The 5,348-nt window shown below is 41.4% G+C and carries 5 protein-coding genes; 4 read left to right on the forward strand and 1 reads right to left on the reverse strand.

Annotated features, from left to right (window positions below; translation table 11 throughout):
- The 4 genes from SD31_RS13210 to SD31_RS15650 all read left to right on the forward strand — a co-directional run.
- On the forward strand, nucleotides 1-1,507 hold a 1,507-nt coding region (locus tag SD31_RS13210; protein WP_039054476.1), incomplete at its 5' end, for a serine hydrolase domain-containing protein.
- Nucleotides 1,507-2,262 (forward strand): dipeptidase, encoded by a 756-nt coding sequence (locus SD31_RS20390; RefSeq protein ID WP_262506644.1) that lies wholly within the window; start codon nucleotides 1,507-1,509, stop codon nucleotides 2,260-2,262. The genes SD31_RS13210 and SD31_RS20390, both read left to right, overlap by 1 nt.
- Before the next feature lie 43 nt (nucleotides 2,263-2,305).
- A complete protein-coding gene (locus SD31_RS20395) occupies nucleotides 2,306-2,671 on the forward strand; it encodes a dipeptidase (RefSeq protein ID WP_262506645.1) in 366 nt (121 codons plus the stop codon).
- 239 nt (nucleotides 2,672-2,910) lie between these two features.
- On the forward strand, nucleotides 2,911-3,816 hold the full coding sequence (locus SD31_RS15650) for a helix-turn-helix transcriptional regulator (protein ID WP_197053727.1): 906 nt from the start codon (nucleotides 2,911-2,913) through the stop codon (nucleotides 3,814-3,816).
- 43 nt (nucleotides 3,817-3,859) lie between these two features.
- On the opposite strand, the gene SD31_RS13225 is transcribed toward SD31_RS15650, so the two are convergent.
- Nucleotides 3,860-5,348 (reverse strand): TonB-dependent siderophore receptor (locus tag SD31_RS13225; protein WP_156138367.1); only part of this gene is annotated, 1,489 nt, incomplete at its 5' end.

Genomic DNA, 5,348 nt, shown 5'->3' on the forward strand with positions numbered 1-5,348 from the left:
TCACGCTATAGACATCTATAAGCTGAATGAGCAAGGTAAGCTGTTTAACACCATTATTGTTGCCGGTACGACGGCGGAGCTGCAGCTGCTAAATGCGCAGTTGGTGAGCCATGCTACGGCGAACAAAAAACGTGTTGTCGTATGTCGCTTTCAGGATAGCGATTTAAGTCGCCTTCAGCAGACACCATCATTCAACGGTGTCATGTCGGAACTGGTTTACCCGGAGTTCTCGGAAGAAGCTCAACGCTATATGGCGATGAGTATATTCGGAGGGCTTGCCATCGGAGGAAACTCCAAGATAAAAACCAACCAAACCAGACTTCAATACACCTATGGAGAGCGGTCAGGATTAAATATTGCTAAGATGACCCAAAGGATAGATGCCATTGCGGCCGAAGCTATACGCGAGAAGGCAGCACCCGGCATGGTAGTCATGGTAGTCAAAAATGGACAGGTAATCTTTGAAAAGGCCTATGGCCACCATACGTATGAAAACGCACGTAAAACCAGCGTAAACGATATTTTCGACCTAGCGTCGGTAAGTAAGATTGCCGGTACTACTCCTGTCATCATGCACCTTACCGAGACCAAGGCTATACATTTGGATAGCACTATCGGGCGTTATATCTGGGAAGCACGAGAAACCAACAAAAAGGACATCAAGTTAAGGACTGTATTGTTGCATGAAGCTGGTTTCACGCCTTATATACCGTTCTACCGTCATCTCAAGCCAGGAGATCTTCAACGTTTCCCTTCTCCGACGCATCAGGTTCAGGTGGCAGACAGCGCCTATCTGCGAAATAATTATTACGAAGAGGTGATGTGGCCTGAGATGCTGAAATCTGCTGTGAAACCAATAGGAAATTATGTCTATTCGGATATAAGTATGTATGTGATGAAGGAAGTGGCGGAAAATGCTACCCATGTCTCTATGGATACGTTCGTCAACAAACTTCTCTACAAACCTATAGGAATGAAAACGGCAGGTTACAATCCACGCAGACGCTTCGATAAATCGAGAATAGTGCCTACAGAGCATGATACCTCTTTTCGTAAGGTGTTATTGGAAGGTTTTGTTCACGACCAAGGGGCAGCCATGGCGGGAGGTTTAGCAGGGCATGCCGGTCTTTTTGCTACCGCAAACGATCTTGCTATCTATGGGCAGCTACTGCTCAATAGAGGTGAGTACGGTGGAGTGAGATATTTCAAGCCGGAAACCGTAGATCTTTTCACATCAAAACAATCGAAAACCAGCCGTCGTGGTTTGGGCTTTGACCGATATGACCCTGACTCGAAATCCGGATATCCTTCCAAGTTGGCCAATCCTTCGGTGTATGGACATACCGGTTATACAGGAACTTGTATTTGGATTGATCCGCAAAATCAGTTAATTTATATTTTCTTATCCAATAGGGTACACCCACAGGTGTCTACAAAGCTATTGGACTTGAATATTCGTAGCAGAATTCAAGATGTTATCTACGAAACCATAAATGAATCTAAATAATGAAAAGAAGTTTTATACTTAGTGTATTGTCTCTTTGTTCTTTTATGCACATGACGAATGCGCAAGAAGATTATAAGAAGATACATGAAGAACTTATTGTGGTGGACGGCCACAATGATGTAATCGTATCCAGTATATTGAGAGGTCGCGACATAGGTACGCGTCTGACTCAGGGACACACAGACATTCCTCGTCTGAAAGAAGGAGGAGTGGATGTACAGGTCTTTGCCGTATGGTCTGACGATACACGCTGGAAGACCAACGCCTTCAAGCATGCCAACGACCAAATTGATGCTCTGGAAAAAGTTATAGAAAGAAACAAAGAGCATATTGAGCTGGCCAAAAATGTGGAGGACGTGTATAGAATCAATAAGGCTGGAAAAATAGCCGCTCTCATTGGCATTGAAAGTGGTAATATGATAGAGGAAAGCATAGATAATTTGGTGAAGCTTCATGAGCGCGGAGCCAAATATATGACCCTCACGTGGAACTATAACCTTTCTTGGGCAACAGCTGCCGCAATAGAAGATGAAAAGCCGGATGAAGAGCAGAAGGGCCTTTCCGAAAAAGGTAGAGAGATTATCCGTAAAATGAATGAGTTGGGAATGATGGTTGACCTGTCGCATGGCAGCAAAAAGCTGTTCTATGACGTGTTGGAAGTTACTACCAAACCCATACTCGTGTCACACAGTAATGCTGCAGCATTAACACCACATTCCCGCAACTTGGACGACAAGCAATTGGAAGACTCTTAAAAAGAATGGTGGTGTTATCGGTTTAAACTTCTATTCGGAATTTTTGGACACAGCATACCAGAAGCGTGTCAAAGAGCTTTATGAGAAACATTTCGGTAAGCCTGAAGAAGGTATGTCGGTGTCAAGGATGTACAACAAGCTACCTAAGGAGTTACGCTTTCAGGCTGATGCTAAGCTCGAAACCTTATTACAGCATATTGATTACTTAGTCAGTAAAGTAGGCATAGATCACGTAGCCATAGGATCCGACTTCGATGGAATAGAATCTTCTCCACAATATCTGGAAGATGTGTCTAAATTCCCTGTCTTGACCAAAGCCCTTTTGGAAAGAGGTTACAAAAAAGAAGATGTAGCTAAGATAATGGGACTGAATTTCCTTAGACTGATGAAGGAAAACGAAACAAAATAAATTAAAGTCCGACCATTTGGTCGGACTTTTTTGCATGGAATACTTATAGGGGAAAGAATCTTATCTGTTTACTTACTTAGCTTTTATATTTCGTCACTTTTTGTAGTAAACATTTTTCTTTATAGATATAAAGTTGTATTTTCGGACAAAATTTAGATTAAGTCTAAATAAAATTTATTCGCGAATATAGAGGATTTTTCTGCTATCTAATGACGCAATCGGGAATTAATAATACGTATTTGGAAAAAAACAATTCTTCTGAATTGTCCGAGATGCATGTATTTGATATCCAGATGCATTACCTGTTATTGCATCAGCAGGGAACCGTGAAGACTCAGGCCCCTTATAAAGGTTATCTTAATGTGTTATTGTTGCGGAATAAGGATAACTGTATATGTCCTTACTTTATTAATCAACAGTCTTATATTATACGTGGTGGTGAGAATATCATTCATCAAATTGATAAAGGGGACATATTTGAGTGGAAGAATATTTATGATCAGAATATCGGGATTGTGATTTTTTTCCCGGAGGGTTATCTTCGAGAGTTAAATTTTACGCAACATTTCAATAGCCGACGGTTTAGAGAGGCAGTCTTGACAAACAGTGATAGTAGGATGCAGCTTTTGCAAAATCAGTTGCTAGAGTTTAGTGAGTCAAATTCCTTGGAGCATAAGCTAAGGATTCAATCCTGTCTTATAGAGATTATAGCCCATCAAGTGGAAAGTTTACGAATGGAAAATAGGGAAGATGGGGTAGCTCTGATGAAGAGCATGTATGAGAAAATCATGCTTGCCAAAAAACTGATTGATGAGGATATGTCTCGTCATTACACCATATCGGAGCTGGCTAAGCTGGTAGGTACAAACGATCAGTATCTAAAAAAGTACTTCAAGCAATATGTGGGGAAGACCGTCTCCAACTACATTACCGAACGGAAGATGCATTATGCCAAACAACTTATCGTTTCCGGTAATTATAGGGTTGTGGAAGTCGCTCATATGATTGGGTATAAACATGCTACCCACTTTACTACAGCATTTAAAAAATATTTCGGTTTTATTCCGAATTCATTGAGGTACTCTTTTCTTTTGGGATACGGAGGGATAGAAGCTCTTGATTTATTGAAGATGGTAGTGTTATAAAATCAATAAGGGCTTCAACATTGTTGAAGCCCTCTTCCTTACACTATATAAACCTAGAATTTATAGCTAAAAGCAAAAGCTGCGTTTCTTGGGTCTGTCTGGTTGATGAATCCTCCACGGAAGTAGGCATTGTACCTATTTCATTGGCTAGATTGTTTAAGTACAGCTTGGCATCCCATCTTTTCACTTTATAACCTATCTGTGCATTGATAGTTGTATAGGCCGGCATATCAAAAGGTTTTACACCTGGATTGTAGGTATGTCCGTCGTAAGCATTGCTATATTCATTAACCGGGCGTTTCCCCACATAATAAATACCAGCACTTAAAGAAAGGTTGCGTAAGACTCCCTTGTTGAATAGATATTGCACCCAAGCATTTGCCGTATGATCAGGAGCATTCATCGGAGAAGAACCTTCGACATAGGAAGGAGAATTTTTGTAACGTGCATCCAGATAAGCATAACCTATCATTACTGTCAAGTTGTCCAGAATACGTCCGTTCAGTTCGGTCTCTATTCCATCACGAACCAAGTCGCCTGCTTTAAAGTAATAGCCTGTAGGCTGTGTGGTTCCTTCTACATATTCCGTATTAGATAGATTGGAAGTGAAAATGTGGAAGTAAGTAAAGTTAAAGCGTAACTTATTGTTTAGCCAATCGGTTTTGAATCCACCTTCGTATTGGTTGGTGACAGAAGGACCTATTTCCTCTCCATTGCTCATTCTGTTTGCGGCACTACGCAGACTGGTGGAGTTGGTGTATGAGGCAAAAAGATTGATGTTTTCCAAAGGTGATACAATGACGCCAACAGAAGGGTTGAAGGCTGACCTTCTTTCTGTTTTGTTAGTCGTAAAATCAGGGGTATAGATTTGTGAATAACGTACTCCTAAGGAAGCCTTAACATATTTGTTAAATTCGATGACGTCTTGTGCTAAGAAGCCAAAGGTATTATAGTAAGAATTCACCGGTGTGCCTGCTGCAAACTTTACAGATTTACCCACATAGTGCTGACCGTCCACTATATATTCTACGTCAGCAAGGTTGTTTGTCCAAGTGTCAAGAACGTTGATGGTGTCGATGACGTTGGTAGTAGGAAGCTTTACACCGGTGGTCAGTGGTGATAAAGTCACTGCATAGGTCGTTGTGTTGACGTCGGCACTACGAAAATCAAAGCCTAATTGGGCCGTATGTTTAACGGTCCCTGTATATAAATCCTGACCGATCAAGTCGAACTGTAGGGTGGTGTTTTTGTCTTCTTTTCCACTTCTGGAAATGGTACGTGCAAATCTGTTGAAATCCGGATTATTTTCACGTACAAGAGAAGCTGTGGTAGTCAGGTTGTCGGTGATGGCGGTATTTGTTGCGTAAGCACCTCGGATGCTCCAGTTGTTGGTGAGCTCATGCTGAACGCTGGCCATGACAGCCTTTTGAATAATATTGTTGTTGTCACTGGATAACCCTAAAAATTTGTTATAAGGCACCAAATACAATGCGTTAACTCCTTGAGAGCTGTTAAGGTTAACTACGGCAGAA

Origin of the sequence: Sphingobacterium sp. T2, from assembly GCF_000814685.1 — a bacterium.
Classification (GTDB): domain Bacteria; phylum Bacteroidota; class Bacteroidia; order Sphingobacteriales; family Sphingobacteriaceae; genus Sphingobacterium; species Sphingobacterium thermophilum.

Coding starts and splice junctions, on each gene's coding strand:
- SD31_RS20390 (WP_262506644.1), top strand. CDS start 1,507: ATGAAAAGAAGTTTTATACTTAGTGTATTGTCTCTTTGTTCTTTTATG.